The sequence below is a fragment of the Providencia sp. PROV109 genome, from assembly GCF_033681625.1.
GTDB classification, from domain to species: Bacteria; Pseudomonadota; Gammaproteobacteria; order Enterobacterales; family Enterobacteriaceae; genus Providencia; species Providencia hangzhouensis.
Genome location: NZ_CP096320.1, coordinates 1,784,456 through 1,803,686, shown reverse-complemented (window position 1 = coordinate 1,803,686; position 19,231 = coordinate 1,784,456). Strand labels below are relative to the sequence as shown.

20 protein-coding genes and 2 pseudogenes are annotated in these 19,231 nt (G+C 37.6%); 10 read left to right on the top strand and 12 right to left on the bottom strand.

What is annotated here, in order from left to right; translation table 11 throughout:
- The first annotated feature begins 230 nt into the window (after window positions 1–230).
- From M1F25_RS08195 to M1F25_RS08175, 5 genes are all read left to right on the top strand, one after another.
- Entirely contained in the window at window positions 231–1,649 is a 1,419-nt protein-coding gene (locus M1F25_RS08195) for an FAD-binding oxidoreductase (protein ID WP_318839873.1), read from the top strand.
- 110 nt (window positions 1,650–1,759) lie between these two features.
- Window positions 1,760–2,116, top strand: coding sequence for a hypothetical protein (locus M1F25_RS08190; protein ID WP_004255879.1), 357 nt, complete (start codon window positions 1,760–1,762; stop codon window positions 2,114–2,116).
- 207 nt (window positions 2,117–2,323) lie between these two features.
- Window positions 2,324–2,731 (top strand): acyl-CoA thioesterase, encoded by a 408-nt coding sequence (locus tag M1F25_RS08185; protein WP_004255881.1) that lies wholly within the window; start codon window positions 2,324–2,326, stop codon window positions 2,729–2,731.
- 514 nt (window positions 2,732–3,245) lie between these two features.
- Window positions 3,246–3,815, top strand: coding sequence for a tetratricopeptide repeat protein (locus M1F25_RS08180; RefSeq protein ID WP_112308183.1), 570 nt, complete (start codon window positions 3,246–3,248; stop codon window positions 3,813–3,815).
- A gap of 198 nt (window positions 3,816–4,013) precedes the next feature.
- The gene (locus M1F25_RS08175) at window positions 4,014–4,451 is read left to right on the top strand and encodes a universal stress protein (protein ID WP_004255887.1); all 438 of its coding nucleotides are present in this window, start codon (window positions 4,014–4,016) and stop codon (window positions 4,449–4,451) included.
- A gap of 194 nt (window positions 4,452–4,645) precedes the next feature.
- Here M1F25_RS08175 and M1F25_RS08170 read toward each other — a convergent pair whose 3' ends face one another.
- Both M1F25_RS08170 and agp read right to left on the bottom strand, forming a co-directional pair.
- The gene (locus M1F25_RS08170; RefSeq protein ID WP_226617109.1) at window positions 4,646–5,140 is read right to left on the bottom strand and encodes a GNAT family N-acetyltransferase; all 495 of its coding nucleotides are present in this window, start codon (window positions 5,138–5,140) and stop codon (window positions 4,646–4,648) included.
- Window positions 5,141–5,230: 90 nt separating this feature from the next.
- Window positions 5,231–6,484, bottom strand: coding sequence for a bifunctional glucose-1-phosphatase/inositol phosphatase (gene agp / locus M1F25_RS08165; protein WP_181489576.1), 1,254 nt, complete (start codon window positions 6,482–6,484; stop codon window positions 5,231–5,233).
- Window positions 6,485–6,705: 221 nt separating this feature from the next.
- On the opposite strand from agp, the gene M1F25_RS08160 reads away from it, so the two are divergent.
- Together M1F25_RS08160 and M1F25_RS08155 are read left to right on the top strand one after the other, a co-directional pair.
- The gene (locus tag M1F25_RS08160; protein WP_181489575.1) at window positions 6,706–7,152 is read left to right on the top strand and encodes a GNAT family N-acetyltransferase; all 447 of its coding nucleotides are present in this window, start codon (window positions 6,706–6,708) and stop codon (window positions 7,150–7,152) included.
- Window positions 7,149–7,715 carry a GNAT family N-acetyltransferase gene (locus tag M1F25_RS08155; protein WP_112308185.1) on the top strand — a complete coding sequence of 189 codons (567 nt, stop codon included), beginning with the start codon at window positions 7,149–7,151 and terminating at the stop codon, window positions 7,713–7,715. The genes M1F25_RS08160 and M1F25_RS08155 overlap by 4 nt, the downstream gene beginning before the upstream one ends.
- A gap of 79 nt (window positions 7,716–7,794) precedes the next feature.
- Here the strand turns inward: M1F25_RS08155 and fdnI are convergent, their stop codons facing one another.
- From fdnI to M1F25_RS08130, 5 genes are all read right to left on the bottom strand, one after another.
- Window positions 7,795–8,451, bottom strand: coding sequence for a formate dehydrogenase-N subunit gamma (fdnI, locus tag M1F25_RS08150; RefSeq protein ID WP_181489574.1), 657 nt, complete (start codon window positions 8,449–8,451; stop codon window positions 7,795–7,797).
- Entirely contained in the window at window positions 8,444–9,331 is an 888-nt protein-coding gene (gene fdxH, locus M1F25_RS08145; RefSeq protein WP_004909723.1) for a formate dehydrogenase subunit beta, read from the bottom strand. The genes fdnI and fdxH overlap by 8 nt, the downstream gene beginning before the upstream one ends.
- Window positions 9,332–9,341: 10 nt before the next feature.
- A complete protein-coding gene (gene fdnG, locus M1F25_RS08140) occupies window positions 9,342–12,389 on the bottom strand; it encodes a formate dehydrogenase-N subunit alpha (protein WP_112308186.1) in 3,048 nt (1,015 codons plus the stop codon).
- A gap of 411 nt (window positions 12,390–12,800) precedes the next feature.
- Window positions 12,801–13,124, bottom strand: coding sequence for a YnfA family protein (locus M1F25_RS08135; protein WP_004255956.1), 324 nt, complete (start codon window positions 13,122–13,124; stop codon window positions 12,801–12,803).
- Window positions 13,125–13,187: 63 nt separating this feature from the next.
- Complete coding sequence (locus tag M1F25_RS08130) at window positions 13,188–13,454, bottom strand: DUF2798 domain-containing protein (RefSeq protein ID WP_004255963.1); 267 nt, start codon at window positions 13,452–13,454, stop codon at window positions 13,188–13,190.
- Window positions 13,455–13,775: 321 nt separating this feature from the next.
- Here M1F25_RS08130 and M1F25_RS08125 point away from each other — a divergent pair.
- Window positions 13,776–13,904: pseudogene (locus tag M1F25_RS08125) on the top strand (helix-turn-helix domain-containing protein); the annotation flags it as partial.
- Window positions 13,905–14,002: 98 nt separating this feature from the next.
- Window positions 14,003–14,391, top strand: a pseudogene (locus M1F25_RS08120) (NAD(P)H-dependent oxidoreductase); the annotation flags it as partial.
- A 65-nt stretch (window positions 14,392–14,456) separates the two neighbouring features.
- Here the strand turns inward: M1F25_RS08120 and M1F25_RS08115 are convergent.
- Window positions 14,457–14,747, bottom strand: coding sequence for a putative quinol monooxygenase (locus M1F25_RS08115; protein WP_004255970.1), 291 nt, complete (start codon window positions 14,745–14,747; stop codon window positions 14,457–14,459).
- A 311-nt stretch (window positions 14,748–15,058) separates the two neighbouring features.
- The gene (gene add, locus M1F25_RS08110) at window positions 15,059–16,087 is read right to left on the bottom strand and encodes an adenosine deaminase (RefSeq protein WP_198633446.1); all 1,029 of its coding nucleotides are present in this window, start codon (window positions 16,085–16,087) and stop codon (window positions 15,059–15,061) included.
- A gap of 135 nt (window positions 16,088–16,222) precedes the next feature.
- Between add and M1F25_RS08105 the strand changes: the two genes are divergently transcribed.
- On the top strand, window positions 16,223–16,891 hold the full coding sequence (locus M1F25_RS08105; RefSeq protein ID WP_181489573.1) for a Crp/Fnr family transcriptional regulator: 669 nt from the start codon (window positions 16,223–16,225) through the stop codon (window positions 16,889–16,891).
- 50 nt (window positions 16,892–16,941) lie between these two features.
- On the opposite strand, the gene M1F25_RS08100 is transcribed toward M1F25_RS08105, so the two are convergent.
- From M1F25_RS08100 to M1F25_RS08090, 3 genes are all read right to left on the bottom strand, one after another.
- Window positions 16,942–17,370 carry a TOBE domain-containing protein gene (locus M1F25_RS08100; RefSeq protein ID WP_181489572.1) on the bottom strand — a complete coding sequence of 143 codons (429 nt, stop codon included), beginning with the start codon at window positions 17,368–17,370 and terminating at the stop codon, window positions 16,942–16,944.
- 16 nt (window positions 17,371–17,386) lie between these two features.
- Complete coding sequence (locus M1F25_RS08095; protein ID WP_110591491.1) at window positions 17,387–18,145, bottom strand: YnfC family lipoprotein; 759 nt, start codon at window positions 18,143–18,145, stop codon at window positions 17,387–17,389.
- Window positions 18,146–18,336: 191 nt separating this feature from the next.
- Complete coding sequence (locus M1F25_RS08090) at window positions 18,337–19,230, bottom strand: pirin family protein (protein ID WP_181489571.1); 894 nt, start codon at window positions 19,228–19,230, stop codon at window positions 18,337–18,339.
- Window position 19,231 lies beyond the last annotated feature (1 nt).

Genomic DNA, 19,231 nt, shown 5'->3' with positions numbered 1-19,231 from the left:
ATCTGTTTCTCTATCCGAATTCTACCAGCGCCATTATTTTTCTCGAAATATTGGCGTCCATTCCTTATCTAAAAATAAATTTTTTTAACATTTAAACAAATCTTTTAATTTCAACTCAATTTGGTTTACAATTATAATTATTATTAAAGATATAATTACAATTATAAACATTTCTAATTGAAGCTTTGGTCAATTGTTAAAAACTCATTCGATATAAGGAACTTAATAAGATGGCTATAACTAGAAGAAAATTTTTGATTGGCGGTGGTGTTGTTGCCGTTGCTGCAGGGGCTGGAATTTTAACTCCAATGTTAACGCGTGAAGGTCGATTTGTTCCTGGTAAGCCACGACATGGCTTTGTTGCAGGAACTGAAGGCCCTCTACCACAGCAAGCTGACGTCGTTGTTATTGGTGCTGGAATTCTGGGGATCATGACCGCAATTGAGCTGGTTGGACGTGGTTTAGATGTTGTTATTGTTGAAAAAGGTAACATCGCAGGCGAGCAATCATCCCGCTTCTACGGCCAAGTTATCACTTATAAAATGCCAGATGAAACCTTCTTACTCCACCACTTAGGCAAACAACGTTGGAGAGAGATGAACGCGAAAGTCGGTGCAGATACAAGCTATCGTACTCAAGGCCGCGTTGAAGTGCCATTCGATGAAGAAGATCTTGTCAATGTTAGAGAGTGGATTGATACTCGCAGTAAAAATGTCGGTTCAGATATTCCATTCAAAACACGCATTATCGAATGTGCTGAACTCAACCAACGTTTAAACGGTGCACAGTCTAAATGGACAATCGCAGGTTTTGAAGAAGACTCTGGTAGCTTAGATGCTGAAATTGCAACCTTCGTCATGGCTGATTACGCCAAAAAATTAGGAATAAAAATTTATACTAACTGTGCAGCAAGAGGTTTAGAAACTCAAGCAGGCGTAATTTCTGATGTCGTCACCGAGAAAGGGCCTATCAAGACCTCACGTGTTGTTGTGGCAGGTGGCGTCTGGTCAAGGCTGTTTATGCAAAACTTAGGTGTGGATGTCCCAACATTACCGGCTTATCAATCTCAACAACTGATCACCGGTTCACCAACTGCACCGGGGGGTAACGTTGCTTTACCGGGTAATATTTTCTTCCGTGAACAAGCAGATGGTACCTATGCAACATCTCCTCGTGTGATTGTTGCACCGGTTGTTAAAGACTCCTTCGTCTATGGCTATAAATACATTCCACTGCTATCTATGCCTGATTTCCCTGTGCATATTTCATTAAATGAACAATTAATTAATTCATTTACTGAGCCAACAAGCTGGAAACTGGATGAAGTTTCACCATTTGAAAAACACAGAAATATGACGGCATTACCTGATTTACCAGAGCTGAATGCATCATTTGAGAAATTAAAAACAGAATTCCCTGCATTTAAGGATTCTAAACTGATTGACCAATGGAGTGGTGCTATGGCCATCGCACCAGATGAGCACCCAATCATTTCTCAAGTCAATGAATATCCTGGTCTAGTTATCAATACTGCCACAGGCTGGGGGATGACCGAAAGCCCAGTTTCTTCCGAGCTCACAGCTGACTTGCTATTAGGCAAAGAACCCTCACTGAATGTGAAACCATTTAGTCTGTACAGATTTAGTTAATACATGTTTGTAAAATTTGCTCACAAAAACCCTTCTATATGAAGGGTTTTTTTATTGCCTATTGTGGCTCTATTGCTTAGTATTCGAAACTTAAATCAAATGGAGTGATTATGAATAAATTACTATTAGCAATAACGATTTCACTATTAAGCGCCACTGCTTTCGCTGAAAAAACGTATACCGTAGAGCAATTAGAGGACATGATTGCTGACAACAATAAACCACAAATTGCCGTGCCGGTTTTAAATGGCTCAATAGCAAAAGACGACTTTCCAACGTGTAAATCAGGGTTAATCGAGTGGCTTGAGGGCGTTGAAAAATACCCTGTTACCATTGAAAAAGATATTGATGGCGAAGATTTTTCTGCCACTATTTGGGCTGAATCTAATGCGTTTTTAGTTTCTTGCGTTAAAAATGGCAGCAATGCAAAAGCAGTTCGCATGAGCGCCGAATATTTAGATAATTAACCCCCATCTTTTTTCAGCAATTTAAAGGCTCATTGTCTAGTTTTGAGTCTTTAATATTTCCCCCTATTTTTCCTAAATACGAAAATATGAAAAAACTTTTCAACTGGAACGATTCACTTCACATTTATTGCTGAATTAAATTGAGAGGAGTATTACACTTGGTCTTTAACATTTCTAATACACCCAGTAACAATTGTAAGGCAGACCATGAGCTCCATCGCTGACGATGTCATCGCACAAAAAATTGAGCAATCCATTTCTCGCGTCTCTAAAGTCGTATTTCCAACAACGACTAACCACCACAGTACTTTGTTTGGTGGTACCGCCCTAGCTTGGATGGATGAAGTTTCTTTTATTACCGCAACACGGTTTAGCCGTAAACGCCTCGTTACGGTATCAACTGAGAAAATTAACTTTACCCACCCAATCCCTTCAGGGACCATTGTTGAGTTAGTAGGTAAAGTTATTCGAGTCGGAAGAACCAGTTTAACGGTCAACGTATCGATTTTTCTAGAAGATATGTATTCAGATGGTCGTGAAGAAGTAATACATGGCCAGTTTAATTTTGTTGCAATTGATGACAACGGAAAACCTACGCCATTATTTGAGTCATAAGCTTTCTTAAGCCGTTAAAGTAAAAATTTTTCGCATATTGCTGAAGGTGTGAATTCTGTAAATTTCGATTCACACCTTTCTTATAGCACATACTATTTAATTTATTTTTTCACTTTTTATGTGTTTTATATTGAGATTTTATTAGCATAAGATATTTTTCTAAAATAATCGTCCAAAGCTTACTTATATTACCACCTGATTTATATGATTTTTCAACCACTTTCTTTATTAAGATCTTGTTACAATAAACACATAAAATGACTAAGAAACATTAAATTTCATACTTCAATATATTGTAATTTTTATTACATATTGATATTTTTCAATTAAAATCGTAGAGTATAGAAGTAATCAATTATCCTAAAAATGCGTAAAAAGATGAGCGTGTAGCTTATTTTACATTACGTATTTTGATGTAAATTCTCTTTGTATAATATACTTTGTTGACAGTAAATCTCATCGAGACATTTTATTAAAAAATAGAAATAAACAACGCTAATATAAGACATCAATCATGCTTAGAATTCTCTCATTTATTATTTTATGTGCTTTTTCAATTAACCTAAGTGTTGCTGCAGTTCCCAAAGAAACCATCAAACGTATCGAACAGGAGGCACAAAAAGGGGATATAAAAGCGCAAGTCATGTTGGGAATTGGCTATTACCTTGGGAATGAGCTTAAACAGGACTATGGTAAAGCAAAAAAATGGCTAACAATGGCATCAAATAAAGGTAATTCTGATGCTCAGTTATTTTTAGGTGATATGTATTTAAACGGTAATGGTGTTGAAGCCAACCTCGAAACTGCCATGGATCTGTTTGAGAAATCAGCCAATAAAGGCAATGTTGAAGCTCAGAATTATATGGGCCAATTTTACTATCAAGGTATTGGTGTAAAACAAAACTATATTACGGCTTTTGAATGGTTCAAAAAATCTGCTGATAAAAAATTCCCACCAGCACAATATCAAGTAGGTAAAATGCTAGAAAGTGGTGAAGGAATTGAAATAAACGAAAAATCTGCAGCTGAATATCTAGCTCAAGCCTGTAAAGCTGGTTTAAAAGAAGCCTGCGAAAAAAAATAAATCTGACTTAGTATTTCCCGCCATTTGCCTGATGTCGCTCATTATAATGACATCGGGCACTTCTATTTTTTGATAAAAAATCTTATTACGGCTACTTGCTCACACCCTTTCACCAATAAATTCATTACTATTAATAATCAAATTCACAATGTATGATATTGGTCTAAGCTTATAATATAAAAGAAAAAGGGAGATATTATGTACAATACAATTTTAGTACCGATCGATGTAACCGAAGATGCTCTCACTAATTTATTAGTTCCTCATGTTAACTCACTACAAAAATTGAACGATGCAACAGTACACTTTCTTGCCGTAACCGCACCAATTTCAAATTATTTGCGCTACGGTGGCACAATCTTACCAGGGGACTTCCCTGATGATGAAAAACAAGCTGAAATCATTCTTAGCGAGTTAAAAGAAAAAATTAAATTATTTGATATCCCTGCAGATAAAGTAAAGGCAAAAGCAACCGTCGGTTCTGTTAAAGACGAAATTTTGGCAACAGCAGAAGATATTAACGCCGATATAATTTTATTAGGTTCGCGCCGCCCTAGTATGTCAACCTATTTGCTCGGTTCTAATGCCGCATCAGTAGTTCGCTATGCGAAAACTAGCGTATTAGTCGTTCGATAATAAAGGCTAAAGTGCTATTTGCTGCCAAATAAACGCATTTTACAAATAAAAGGTTTAGCCTTAATGATTGTTACAAAAAACAGCAAAGACACACACTTTATGAGGCTATTTATGCACTCATTTAGGGTAAATTAAAGACTCATAAACATTTTCGTGACTTTCACGCCCTGCTTTTTTAGCAGGGTTTTTTTATGCTATAAAACTGATGAATGTTTTAATCTAAAACGCTTAAAAGGAATACCGTCAAAATCAACGATGGCTTCCTCAATAAAACCATAACGCAAAATTGCTGATACTTTCTTACGTGTTAACGGTAAGTGTATCGTGACTGACTCAACCTTCAATGATGTAAATGCCTTATTAATTATATTATTAACAATATATTTTCCCTTTCCCCAAAACTTAGGATGTAAAACTAAAGCTAAATCCGCATCGCCCGCTTCATTTTGTAGCCCTCCCCAACCAGCAAACTGGCCATCAACTATAATGGCCCATACGCCATAGCCATATTGCTCCCAATGCTGCTCTTTTCCTATGACCCACTGACGGCAGGCCTGTTCATCGAATTGATTACTCCCTAAAGGCATATGTTCGAGTACGGCTGGATGAGTATTTAATGCGATAAGATCTGCAATACTAATTTGATTTAGCTGTAAAAACTGAATAGGCATCGTGACTGTTTTGTCCACATAAGAGATTCATAAACCGAAAATATAATTTAGCTATCATCCCAAAAAATAATGCCCCACTCAAGTTAGCGGGGCACTTAGGCTTTGTTATTACTGTTCTAGGGCTGTCGCCATGACTTTTTGGAAATCCTCCCAAGAACAATAACCGTTTTTATCAATTGGACACCCTTTTAGCTCTAATGTGATATGTTTAGGAGGGGTCTGTAATGATAAATAGGTGTTATCCCTCAGCTGATCTGCTGTTTGATAAACATATTCTACTTTCATAAAATCTTTATTAGCTTGCTTATCCGTCCAGCGTTGGAATACTAATTTCCCCCCAATCGGGGTATGCTCATACTGCTCTGGTAATTGATATGGCTTAAAATCCATTGCTGACATCAATGACGCAATATTCGAATCATGACCGACTAAGAATATAAATTTTGCGGTTTCTCCTTTATCGACCGAAACAAAACCTTTATCGATATAATTTAGTATTGGATGTGCGACATTTTTTGCAATAATTTTTGGTGTAAATAACGTTTCTTGGTAAGCATTTTTTAACGTATTCAGTTTTTTCCATTTTTCAGGGGTATTCACAAGCCCCCAAGCGACTTCATTTGCAGGAAAACCTTCATAGTATTGAAGGTCTATTGCATCCACCGCTGAATTTGCAATTTTTAATGGACCACTGACGCCCGGTTCTTTTTCTGCTTCAATAATAAAACTGTTTTTTTGACTATTTAAATTACATAGCTTATCTGTTTTACATTTTTGAGAATCTTTAATATTCAATACACTATCTAATTCTTCATAACCCGCAGTTAGTGATAAACCTTTAAAATATTTTTCCATCTCAGCGAGTGCCTGTTGCTTAAATTCAGGAGAGGCATTCGTAATAATTGGGTTAAAAACAGGGTCCATCTTACCAATTTCAGGCTGATGATGAATATTTACTTTGCATCCAGGAAAGGCTCCTGCTGCAAAAAATTGGGCAGTTGCTATCGTCCTTTGTAGACTATTTGTATAAAGGTATATATCTTCGTTACTCGTTGGACACAGTTCATCTGCAAGTAATTTATTTTGGTCTATCCATTCCCTAAAATAATGCCCCATATAGACTTCAAGTGCGCCACCTTTCGTTGTGAGATATCCACTTTGTGCATCCCAAGCAGGCCATTTTTTATCAGTTACTTCAGTAAGAATACCGGTATTTACAATAGGTGTACGTAAATTATGGCGACTAAGGACTAAAACTTGATCCAAAACCATATCTGCTTTGGTCTCTGTATTCGCCAATGCAGGTGCAATAGGTGTTAATAATACCGCGGATAAACAGAGAGTTAGTAATTTATATTTCATTAAGATACCCCTACGATTAAATCAACAAAGAAAAATACGTTTATCGCTATATAAAAAATTTGGCGAGAAAATTACGCCGTAACTTATCTAATAATGACGAAGTTGACTTTTTTTTCTGCGATAAATATCTCAAAAACAACCTTAAAGTAAATTTAAAACCAGCGGTTGACATAAGAAAAGCAAAAGTTAATATTTTCCAGTCAATATACGGAGACAATATAATGATAGTCCAAAGCGCTACACGTGCACACGATGATGATATTATTCGTGTTTGGGAGTCTTCAGTGAGGGCAACTCACCATTTTTTAACTGAAGAAAAAATTGCTGAACTAAAAATTGCTATCAAAGATATTTATTTACCACATTTAGCTGTTTTTGTGACATTCGATAGTGCAGGCAATATCACCGGTTTTCTAGGGTGCGATAAACACCGTCTTGAAATGTTATTTATTTCTCAAAAAAATAGAGGCCAAGGCACAGGGAAGAAACTTCTTCAATATGCTATTGATACCTTAGGTATTACTGAGTTGGACGTTAACGAACAAAACCCTCAAGCTATCGGGTTTTATCAGCATATGGGTTTTAAACAATACGCACGTTCTGAATTAGATGGTGAAGGCAATCCATTCCCTATTCTGCACATGCGCCTTAATAAAGAGTCGGCATGAAAATCACTGGATTAGAAACTGCACGTTTGCGGTTACGTGGCTGGCAAGAAGAAGATAAGCAACCACTTTACCAAATGAATAGCCACCCCGATGTCATGCGCTATTTTCCTTCAGTACTAAATGAGCAGCAAAATGCACAATTTATGGAAACCATCATAGATAAATTTGCTCAACAAGGAGGATGGGGACTATGGGCTGTGGAATTGAAATCCAACAAACAATTTATTGGGTTTATTGGTTTAAATATTCCTGCTACTAATCTGCCCTTTTCCCCTTGTGTTGAAATTGGCTGGCGTTTACTTCCCGAGTATTGGCGTCACGGCTATGCGACTGAAGGGGCTCACGCCGCGATCAAATTTGCATTTGAACAACTAAAGCTAGAAGAGCTCGTTGCGTTCACCGCAGTGGTCAATTTACCATCAGAATCCGTAATGCAAAGACTTGGAATGATAAAACACCCAAATAATTTTTATCACCCTGCACTCCCTGATGGCCATTGGTTACAAGAACATGTGCTGTATCGCATAAAGGCAAGTGACTATTTAAACCCGTCTCATCAATAAAAACCAAATTCGCCAATATCCCCACAAAAAAGCCATCACAATGTGATGGCTTTAAGTTATTTAGCGTCTGCTGCGTAAATTATTTTTTACTTTCAGCTTCCGCTTTAGCTTCTTTCGCTTCGACATCACGGTACCAACGAGGGTGATGTTTTCTCGCCCAACGGCGGCTAACTTTCCCTTCGATCATTCCGTTGATTGAACCTTTAACCCAAAATGCCATGTACATATGAATTAAAATAGCATGGATCAAGACAATCGCAGCAACAGCATGGATCAACAGCCCCCAACGCACCATCCACATTGGGAATAAATGTGCGAAATAAGGGCGCCAAATAATAATACCGGTGACCAAGAGCACAAAAATCAGGCTCATGATACTCCAGAACATCATTTTTTGGCCGGCGTTATATTTACCGACATCAGCCACTTCATGTTCATTGCCCTTCAATACTTCGACAATATTTTTGATCCAAGGTAAGTCTTGCTTATCTGGAATATTGTGCTTCACAAAGCGAGCAAACATAAACATCAGCACGACGAAAATGAGTACGCCAAAGAAAGGGTGTAAAATCCGCCCCATTTGTGGTGTACCAAAGGTTTCCGTCAACCATTTCAGTGTTGGGAAAAATAACGCGATCCCCGACAAAGCAACCAAGAAGAAGCTGATGACAACCGTCCAGTGACACGCGCGGTCAATAAACTTAGTCCGCACAATCATTTTGCTTTTCTTACTCATGGTCATCTTTCTCCTCTTCATCACTCACTTCTTTGTTCGGACCAATTCCCACATAGTGGAAAATCAACCCTGCAAAGGTCGCGATAAATCCAACGACAGAAAGTGGTTTCAAGATGCCCTGCCACAGATTGATTGGCGTATCAATTTGTGGGTCTTTAGGCAGGCCATGATACAGTTCAGGTTTATCAGCATGGTGAAGTACATAAACAACATGCGTACCACCAACGCCTTCAGGATCATAAATTCCCGCTTGCGCATAACCCCGATTTTGCAATTTCGTTACGCGCTCTGCACCGTATTCCAACATTTCTTTTTTCGTACCGAAACGGATAGCACCCGTTGGACAGGTTTTCACACATGCTGGCTCTTGGCCTACACTCACCCTATCAACACACAAGGTACACTTGTACACTCGATTGTCTTTCGGATTTAATCGAGGAATGTTGAATGGGCAACCTGCGATACAATAACCACAACCAATACAGTGCTCTGATTGGAAATCCACAATACCATTTGCGTACTGAATGATTGCTCCTGCTGATGGGCAAGATTTCAAACATCCAGGGTCGGTACAGTGCATACAGCCATCTTTACGGATCAACCATTCTAGCTTACCCATTTCAGTGGTTTCACTAAAACGCATCACCGTCCACGATTTTGCACTTAAATCCGTTGGGTTATCATAAACCCCAACACAGTGGCCAACTTCGTCACGGATATCATTCCACTCAGAACATGCCACCTGACAAGCTTTACAGCCGATACAAGATGACACATCAATGAGCTTACAGACTTCAAGTTTATCATCACGCGCTTGTGGCGGAGGCGTAATGCTATTGGTCGCGGAACGTTTAATAATGTCTTGAGATTGCATGGACATGTTCCCTCCCTTACGCCTTCTCAATGTTAACTAAGAATGCCTTATACTCAGGTGTCTGAGAGTTAGCATCGCCGACAGACGGCGTTAACGTATTGGTGATAAACCCTTTTTGAGTCGCGCCTTCAAAGCCCCAGTGAATCGGTAGCCCAACAGTTTCAATTGGTTTTCCATCCACCATCAGCGTTTGTAATCGAGGAGTGACAACCGCAACTGCCTTGATAAAACCACGTTTACTGCTGACTTTGACCTTATCGCCTAACGCAATTCCTTTGGCTTTCGCTAGTGTTTCGCTGATTTCAACAAATTGCTCTGGCTGAGCAATCGCGTTCAAGCGAGCATGCTTGGTCCATGTGTGGAAATGCTCTGTTAGACGGTATGTGGTACCTACATAAGGGAAATCTTTGTGGTCGCCAAGACGTTTTTTGTCTTCATCAAAAATTCGCGCCGCTGGGTTAGAAACCACATTCGGGTGCAACGGGTTAGTGCCAAGTGGTGTTTCAAATGGCTCATAATGCTCAGGGAATGGCCCTTCTGCCATCTTATCGATAGCAAATAAACGACCTAAACCTTCTGGTTGCATGATGAATGGCCCTGTTCCCACTTCAGGTGCAGAAGCATTGAAGTCAGGGATATCATTACCGACCCATTTTTTACCATTCCACTCGATAAGCACGCGGTCTTTATTCCACGGTTTACCTTGGGTGTCACAAGAAGCACGGTTATAAATCACACGGCGGTTCAAAGGCCATGCCCATGCCCAACCTAATGTGTTACCGATACCGGATGGGTCGCTGTTATCACGATTAGCCATCTGGTTGCCTTTCTCGGTCCAGCTACCAGTGTAAATCCAGCAAGAAGATGCCGTTGAACCATCCGCACGTAATAAGGCAAATGAGCTGAGCAGCTCGCCTTTTTTCGCTTGTAAGTTACCGTCTGCATCATAAAGATCAACCAGTGCAACACCGTTGTTTTCTTTCGCCACTTCTTCTGATTCAGGATGGAATTGTTGTTTATAATTCCATTTCATTTGCATCAGAGGATCTTGGCCTTGGCCACCTTCTTTCTCATACAATTCCCGGATCTTATACAGAATACCGGTTAAGATTTGGCCATCGTTACGCGCTTCGCCTGGGGCATCTGCGGCTTGCCAGTGCCATTGTAACCAACGGCCTGAGTTGGCTATCGAACCATCTTCTTCTGCAAAACAAGTTGATGGTAAACGGAACACTTCGGTTTGAATCGAAGCCGTATCAACGTCATTCATCTCACCATGATTTTGCCAGAAGTTCGCTGTTTCAGTGACTAATGGGTCAACGACAATCAGGTATTTCAATTTACTGAGGCAGCTAACCACTTTATTCTTATCAGGGAATGAAGCCACAGGGTTAAACCCTTGACAGATATAACCCGTCACTTGGTCCTTGCTCATCATGTCAAAATACTTCATCACATCATAAGCTTGGTCCCATTTAGGCAACCAATCATAACCCCATTGGTTTTCTGCTTGTGCTGAATCCCCATAGAAAGACTTCATCAAACTCACGAAGAATTTAGGATAATTACTCCAAAAATTCACCTGATTTGGCAAGGTCGCTTTCGGTGTATTCGCAGTCAGGTAGCTATCAATGTTCTGATGTTTTTCAGAAGGTAATGTCAGGTAACCCGGTAAACTAGTTGATAGTAACCCTAAATCGGTTAAGCCTTGAATGTTCGAGTGCCCGCGTAACGCGTTCACTCCGCCGCCAGCAACCCCCATGTTACCTAGCAGTAACTGGATCATCGCCATAGTGCGAATATTTTGTGCGCCAACAGTATGTTGTGTCCAACCTAATGCATACAGGAAAGTCCCAGCTTTATCTGCTGCACTTGTTGTTGCTAAAATTTCACAGACTTTCAAGAAATCGGCTTTTGGTGTTCCACAAATTTGCTCAACGATATCAGGCGTATAGCGTGATACATGTTTGTGAAGTAAATTCCACACACAACGCGGATCTTGTAATGTGTCATCGCGTAATGCGTGACCATTTTCATCAAACTTATAGTTCCAGCTGGTTTTGTCATAGCTACGCTTATCAGCATCATAACCACTAAATAAGCCATCGTTAAAGTCAAAATCGTCTCTAACAATCAATGACGCATTGGTATAGCTCTTAACATACTCAGCATTGATTTTTTGGTTTTCAATCAGGTACAGCAAAACGCCCGATAAAAAGGTAATATCGGTTCCTGAACGAATTGGCACATAATGGTCAGCAACTGATGCAGTACGCGTAAAACGCGGGTCTATGACAATCAGTGTGGCATCATTATTATTTTTCGCTTCAATTGCCCAGCGGAACCCAACAGGGTGTGCTTCCGCAGCATTACCGCCCATTACGACGACAACATCGGCATTTTTGATATCAACCCAGTGGTTGGTCATCGCACCGCGACCAAATGTTGGAGCAAGACTTGCTACCGTTGGTCCGTGTCAGACACGCGCTTGGTTATCAACTGCTAGCATTCCTAGCGATCTAGCGAATTTTTGCGTCAACATTCCCGTTTCGTTACTGGCAGCTGATGCACAAAGCATCCCTGTTGATAACCAACGGTTTACTGTTGTTCCTTCCGCATTTTTTTCAATGAAATTTGCATCGCGGTCATCTTTCATTAAGCGTGCAATGCGAGTGAAAGCATCATCCCAACTAATGCGTTCCCATTTATCAGAGCCTGGTGCTCTATATTCAGGATAACGTAAACGATTTTCGCTTTGGATATAATCGAGTAGGCCAGCCCCTTTAGGGCATAAAGCACCACGGTTTACCGGGTGGTCTGAGTCACCTTCGACATGGAATATCGCGGACTTAGCATTCATGGCGCCATCGCCCATGCTATATATTAGTAATCCACAACCGACAGAACAGTAAGTACAGGTATTACGCGTCTCTTTAGAACGAAGTAATTTATATTCACGTACATTAGCTATTGCCATTCCAGGCATAAAACCTAACGCAGCTACAGTTGTACCTGCCATCCCGCCAGCGCAGATTTTAAAAAACTTTCTGCGACTAACGTTCATTGCTACCTCTTTATATTTTTTGTATAAATCGGTGAGAGAATAGCAGTCTAATATGATTAGATATTGCCTAAAATCAATGAAAGTGAAAATAAAAGTTTAATTAATATTAACTGAGTAGTTAAACATCAATTAAAATTACTACCAATAGAGTATTTATTGTTAAATTGATTTGGATCAAATGTTACATTTTAAAAATTTAAGTTAAACATCATTTCAATTAACATTTCGTAAAAGAAAATAATGTTATTTCTTAGAAAAGAATAACCCTTGTATTTAATTTAAAATTTAACTATGGATTTAGTAATCATTTACTGAAATCCACATAAAGAAATAATTCTGTTGTCGGCTTAAATTCCACGTCACTTTAAAATAAATAATTAATTTTTTAAGGTGACGTGATAACACTGAATTCTATTTCCAACCACTAATAATGATACCGGCTCCGATCAGTACGACTAAAGCACCAACCCAGTCAGTCACGGTAAGAGAAACACCGTCAACCACTTTTAGCCAAGCTAATGCCGTGACAATATAAATTCCACCATAAGTCGCATAAATTCGTCCGCTTGCCTCTGGGTGTAATGTGAGTAACCAGACAAATAGCATTAAACTTAAGGCTGCCGGGATCAATAGCCAAGCCCCACCTTGCTTTTTCATCCAAAGATAAGGAAAGTAACAGCCTGCAATTTCAGCCAACGCAGTGATAAAGAACAAACCAATAATTTTTATCGACATAGCAACCCATTCAAAATAATACCCATAAATTCACTATTATATTAGCAACTTTTATCAACACGGTTATGTGGTTTTCACTAACATCAATGAAATACGCCTTGCAATTGGTAAAACAAAAAATACGGTTGGGAAAGCTATCATCCAAGAAAGCATCCACGAGCTCAACCAGGGTGAAAACACGTCACTCGTGAAGCCCAAGGCTCTTATGGTACTAATCAGCGAAACAATTCCACTCATGACAAGGGATAAAAAGAAAGGAACAAGAAAAATCATCGCTCGAGCAGGTAACTTTGGGATACCTAAAATATAATTACGGTCTTGATGTGACATAAAAGACTCCAAGGTTAACAGACACACAAAGCACATAACCTATGTGTGGCCAAAAGTTATATGCGTTGGCTAACGTAAACGCTTACGAGTCCTATGACCAATTCCTTCTTATTCTATAATTTGTAAGATTTTTGTCAAAATTTAACAAAATAGAAGCATTAAAAGTTCTTTTAAGAAAAGCGATAGATCAGACTCCAATATGATTAGGTTAAAAGCCTAATAAAACTCCATCTTTTAAAACTTTTAGTTTAAATTTTAATGCCTATCTTTGTTATTATAATAAACACCTTTTCTATCACCTTATTGGCTAACAAAATCATTATGAGAGCAACATCTGAAGAAGCCCGTGTATTTATTGAAGTGGTAGAACAAAAAAGTTTTAGTAAAGCGGCTGATAAACTTAATTTAGCAAATTTCGCGGTAAGCCGAATAGTCAAAAAACTGGAAGAATAACTGGATGTCAATTTAATTAACCGCACCACAAGGTAAATTGACCTAACTGCTGAGGAAAATGAGGTTAAAAAATTTCTTTAGGCAGATGCGATTATTACCAAATGTCTGGCTGGTGGATGATGATGCCTTGGATGGTAAAAAAATATATGGATGACGTTTATACCCTCCGTCACGGTCATTTATATGCAAATGATGGCCGTACCCGCCAAAATCCAAGCAAGCAATATGGTACCGGGGGCCTACTTCATGGAAAAAGTATATGCTTTCAGTGGATTGGAATGCCCCTATCGATGCATTTGATGAATTTGATAATTTTTTTGACGGTCGAGGTGTAGATGGAGTCTATTTTGCCTTTCATAAATCACAACAATTTCTCGGATTGAAAAAATTCCCAACCTTTATGATTAACGACGTGATCAAAGAACCTAATATTGAAAAATATATCAATGATTATAAAATACATCTCACTGAAATTTTTAATTAATCCATATTCAAAAAGGAATACATTTGTATTCCTTTTTATTATTATTTAGTAATCATTAATTAACATTATGCAATTTTACTTATTAATTTCACATCTAATGAATCGACTTTACCTTCTATCTTCTTAATAAAATCTTGCAAATGCTTTGTAACATTATGTTTATCTAATGACTCCTGATCCTTCCAAATTTCAAAGAAAATAAAAATATTTGGATTAGCATTATCTTGATGTAATTCATATTGAAGACAACCTTCATCCCTATTACTTGGCTCAACGATTGATTTAGTTGCTGCTTTCACAAATTCGACTTCATTATCTTTTGCAATTACTGTCGCAACAATTCTTATTTCTGGCATAAGCTCATCCTGTTATAAATAGATAATTTCAACTCATCTATTTATAACATAATTCTAAGTTAGAACTTAATCTTTATTATTCTATAAATTAGAAAATATTTTTCTAATTTCAATTATATCACCACATTGCAAAAATAGTGTAAAATAAAAATATAATATGATTAGTTTTCAATTACATTATATTTTACCCTAATAATGAGCATAGGATAAATCTCAGTCAATCGTAATGTGGCAAATTTTAATTTATGCTCATTATTATCTGATACTAATCGGAGAAGGAAGATAAAATCCTCCTTCTCTTTCATTCTACCCTATTGATTTAATACCTTTTTAATCAATAGGGCTTTTTTTTCTTCCTCAATAAAGCTTGCCTGTAATGCATTTATATTACACTCAGTAAAATCAGCAATACCCCAACCAAATATATCATGCAATAATTGGTATTCTTTATTTAATGTTACATTCGCCACTGTTCGCGCATCAGTATTTATATTTAATTTAACGCCCTGCTTCTTCAACTCATTAATAGGATGGTTTTCAATACTGTCAAAGACATTGCACACTAAATTGCAACTTGGACAAACTTCAAGTAATACATCTAACGCTTTGAGCTTTTTAATCGTATTTGAATTTTCAATACTTCTTACCCCATGTCCAATACGTGACACTTTTAATATATCCAATGTTTCAATCACACTTTCATAGCCTAAAGCCTCACCAGCATGTGCGATAACATTCCCTCCATGTTCCCTGACATACTTAAATGCCATTTCATGATTACCTAGTGAAAAACGGGCCTCATCTGCTGCTAAATCTAGTGCTACAACACCACGATATTGATACTCCACAACTAACTTTGCCGTTTCAAGACTTTGAGAGGCAGTAAAATGCCTCAAGGTACACAAAATCAAGCCCGCTTCTATTTCATACTTTTTAACTGCTGAATTAATCGCATCTAATGTTATATCAACAACTTCTCGGCTTGAAAGGCCTTGCTGAGTATGTAATAAAGGAGCAAACCGAATTTCGGCATAAATCACATTATCCATTTTGAATTGCTCAAACAAATCATCAACAGCCAGCACAATTGCAGATTTTGTCTGTAATATATTAAGTTGCGGTTCAATACAACGTAGAAAATCGCCAAGATCCTCGCATCTCGTTGGCGCAATAAAACCTTGTTTGAATTCATTAAACGTGAGTGTCGGAATAGCTTGTTTAACATAAGAAAAACTTAAACACGTATCTAAATGCACATGTAGTTCCACTTTTGGCATAGCGTTAATTGCTGTTTTTATACTTTTAGTAAATCCGCTTAAAGGTTTTAAAGACGCTTTCATGTTAGTATCCTGCGAGTTATTTTTGAATAAGCTTGCAGAGTTATTGCCATTTTAAAAAGGACATATGTCCTTTATTGCATACACCAATTTATGTCATACTGTTCTCCGAAAAGACCCATACTGAGAGAATAAATAGTGAAAAAAATTACCTCTTCTGAAAAAATTGAAGAATATTTTACTCTCTATCAGCTTGATAAAATTCTATCTGAGGAAACAATAAAGTCTGCAAAACTGCTTAAAATAGATACGTCTGAATACTTAATATCACAAAATGACAAAATTAATTTTATTTACTTTCTTGTTGCGGGAAAACTACAGGTTGAACGTTATGAAATAAACGGTGAACATGTTATTTTTTCATTTGAAAATGCCTTTTCAGTTATTGGTGATTTAGAGTTATTTCAGAATAATGACAGCAAAAAAAACCGTATCTATAGTACAATACAGGCAATTACTGAGTGTTATTTACTGGCATTTCCGTTACAGGTTATTCAGAAAAAAGAGCTTAACTCCCCTATTTTTTTACAGTTTATCTGTCAACATCTTAGCAAAAAGCTTTTTAATGCATCACAGCTACACTCTTCCTCTTCATTCTCTGCTGAATATAAATTGAGGCGCTATTTAATTTTTGCCGAAAGCCAGTATGGTTCTGAATTTAAATTGGAAAATCGCGATTCATTAGCTGCTATGCTCGGTGTATCTGTCAGGCAATTAAACCGTACACTAGTGAAATTAATTGAAAGGAAACTTATTGAACTTAAAGGTAAACACATTAAAATTATTGACCTAGAAAGCGCGTCATGATTACAAACGAATTACAAAAGGCTGCCATGACAGCCCTTCAATATTTTGCACTACTTCTTAGTTGCCAAAATAACACTAGAAGCTTTGATAATCGCAGTCACTTTACTTTTAACATTTAACCCCAACTCTACGGTACTATTATTTGTCACCACCGCAGATAACAAAGTTCCTGCAGTGGTTTTTAAATTTACCACAGAATTAACGCTTCCTTTTTCAATGGATTCAATTACACCATTAAATTGATTACGAGCAGAGAAATTATACTCTTCAGCGTTAGATACTAATACAACCCAAGGCGCTTTTATTACTGCTGTCGCCAGTTTACCTTTTTCTAAACCGAGTTGTTTAGTACTATTTTTGGTAATCACTGCCGCAATGCTTTCACCATGACCTAAATCGAGTATAACTTCATCATTTACCGCTCCCATTAAAATTGAATCAACAACACCTGACAATTGGTTTCTTGCAGAAATAGCCATTGAATATCTCCTATACTTAATAAAAGTCGACTTCAGTAGTACTGTTTTTTAGTAGTTTAATCTCATTGCCATTCGAATTAAGACTTAAAATAAAGTCACATTTATAGGCAATATTCTTAGCGTTATAATCACACTTAGAATTGACGAGTAATATTGTTTGCCCCAACGCGCGTATGTCCATCATGTGATCAAACGGCTTACTCATATCTTTCCCATAAGTTACTATAGTCTCTGATATGATTGCATTATCTTTAAAATATTTTATCGTTGTTGGAAGTTTAAATTCATTATAATCATTTTTGCTATATTGTTTTTTCGTGTCAGCAAGCAGTGAGCCAGCAATAATGCCATCTTGGTTATATTGGTAGATTAATTCACCATTCGAATCTTTTTTAGACATTATTTGACAGTTATCACCTATCACCATTTCGACAGGCCCACTAACATCTCGACCAATCAATTTATTTTTAACTCGCTTTACAAAAAGATAGTTATGAGCACCATTTAAATACTCATCTTTCTTTTGATCAAAAGAAAAACTTTCCACACAACCATCATGACCAATTTTTAACATTGATTCATAATTAATTGATTTATCCTCATTATAAACAACTGATTTTATTTGCTTAACAGCACCTCTAACAGGATTGAAATCATAAAGCTGAGCCAGATTAAACACCACTGGGTTATATTGCTGTTCTTGAAACGCTAATGATGCAAAAGAAACAGGGAATAAACTTAAATAAATGATTCCCAATAGGTATTTTTTACTCATTTTTATCGTCTACCTCTAACGGCTACGGCTTGTTTTGACTTAAAAATAGCCTTTTGTATACATATTATCAGTTTTTCGATAAAAGTCAGGTTATGAACTCATAAACTTAGTACTAAAAACGAGCCTTAAATTAAATTTAAGGCCATTCTCGGTTTGCTTAAAATAAATAACAAAGAAGTTACTTAAATTGATTATGGCATAATTGGAGCCAGTGTAGGGTTGCGTTCATCATTAAAAACACGGCCAAAACGTGGGTTTCCTTGGTTCCATTCCTCAACAGCAGCATGAATATCAGCTTTAGTTCGACCAATAAAATTCCACCACATTAGTACAGATTCATTTAAAGGCTCACCACCGAGCAATAAAATATGACTATCTGAAGCTAGCTCTACAGAAATTTCAGTGATACTTTTGCCTAAATAAATTAATTCATTACTATTCACTTGCTGCCCTTCAATAACGGCACTTCCATTTATGACAAAAATACCGTATTCAAATTCAGAGCATAACGTTAAAACTTGTCGAGCGGTTTTCTTAGCAATAATATCGAGCCCGACCAAAGGGGAAAATGTCAGTGTTGGTGCTTTATAAGTACCATATTCCCCAACTAATAAGTTGAAATGCATTTCTCCTTCAGACCATCGAGGTAGCGTAGGATAATGGTCAAAACGTGGAGAAATATCTTTAACTGCTTCCGGTAAAGCGATCCACAGTTGTACAGCATGTAATCGGCGACTTTCTCCGTAGGTATCTTCGGAATGGCTGATCCCATAACCTGCCGTCATTAAATTGACCTGTCCTGGCCGAATAACCTGTTCATAACCAAGACTATCTCGATGTAATACTTCACCTTCAATCATCCAAGTGAATGTTTGTAAAGCGGTATGAGGGTGAGGTGATACCTTCATTCCCTCTGAATCTCCTTTAAAAACCGTAGGTCCAGCATGGTCAAGAAAGCACCAAGCACCTATTAGTCTACGTTCTCTTGTCGGTAAAACTCGTGCAACAGGAAGCCCACCAACATCTTTTGAGCGTGCTGTAATTAACTGTAAATTAAGTATTTTATCATTATTTTGAATACTCATG